This is a genomic window from Leisingera sp. F5 (assembly GCF_001593695.1).
Genome location: NZ_LUKH01001285.1, coordinates 1 through 1,136 on the forward strand (window position 1 = coordinate 1; position 1,136 = coordinate 1,136).

General features: G+C 66.7%; 1 protein-coding gene and 1 pseudogene. Both read right to left on the reverse strand.

Features of this window, described 5'->3' with window-relative positions; translation table 11 throughout:
- Positions 1-467, reverse strand: a pseudogene (locus A2I95_RS40810) (DNA polymerase III subunit delta'); the annotation flags it as partial.
- A complete protein-coding gene (tmk, locus tag A2I95_RS40815; RefSeq protein ID WP_291738003.1) occupies positions 464-1,111 on the reverse strand; it encodes a dTMP kinase in 648 nt (215 codons plus the stop codon). The gene tmk and the pseudogene A2I95_RS40810, both read right to left, overlap by 4 nt.
- Between the last annotated feature and the right edge of the window lie 25 nt (positions 1,112-1,136).

Below are 1,136 nucleotides of genomic sequence, written 5' to 3' on the forward strand. Positions count from 1 at the left end.
TCGGCAGCATCCACAATCACCACCCGCCGCCCGCCATCCGTGGCCGACAGGCCGAAGAAACGGTTCAGTTTTCGGATGTCATCCACCACGATCTGGCTGCGCAGCTTGCCCTTGTCGTCGTAAGAGCGTGTGATCGGCGCCAGCCCCGGCTCTGCCAGCGCCTGAATGCGGTGCGAGACCGGGTATTCGGGATCAATGTCCAAGGTCCGGGGCGGGGGCGGGGCGCCGAACAGGCCTTTCTCTGCCGGGGGTGTGGCCAGCAGAAAACGGGCTATCCGCCAGGCCAGCGTTGCCTTGCCGACGCCCTGCGGGCCGGTCAGCAGCCAGCCGTGGTGCAGCCGGTCGGAGGTGTAGGCGGTCAGGAAATCCTGTTCCGCCGCGTCCTGGCCGATCAGCCGCTGGGTTTCGCGCGGATGCGGGGCGCCTTCCGCCTGATCGGCGCGCGGCAGATCGTCGTCAGCGCTCATGCCCCGGTACCTTTCAGGGCGTCATCCGCCAGCCGGCACACATCCGCGGCAACTGCATCCACCGCTCGGGCGCCATCGACAACCCGGAAACGGTCCGCAAACTCCTGCGCCAGCGCCAGGAAACCCGCCCGCATCTTTTCCTGCAGTTCGATGCCGAAATCCTCGAACCGCTCTTCCTTGCCCTGCCGCCCCTTGGCGCGAGCAAGCCCGGTGGCCGGGTCCATGTCGATAAGCAGGGTCAGGTCCGGCTCGCGGCCAATCATCAGCTTGTGCATCTGGTCCACAGCGTCCCGCAAATCACCGCGGGACAACCCCTGATACATCCGCGTGCTGTCAGCAAAACGGTCGCAGATCACCACCTTGCCCGCCGCGAGGGCAGGCTCAATTGTGCGCTCCAGATGGTCGCGCCGCGCTGCCATGAACAACAGCAGTTCGGTCTCTGCCGACCAGCGGTCCGGATCGCCTTCCAGCACCAGGCGGCGGATCTCTTCCGCACCGGGAGAGCCGCCCGGCTCGCGTGTCAGCACCACGTCACGGCCTGCGTCCTGCAGGGATTCCGCCAGCAGGCGGCATTGTGTTGATTTCCCGGACCCGTCGATGCCTTCAAAGGTGATGAACAGGCCGCGCCCTGCGCCAGCCGTCACAGCGCCCCCTCGGGACCGGTCAGAA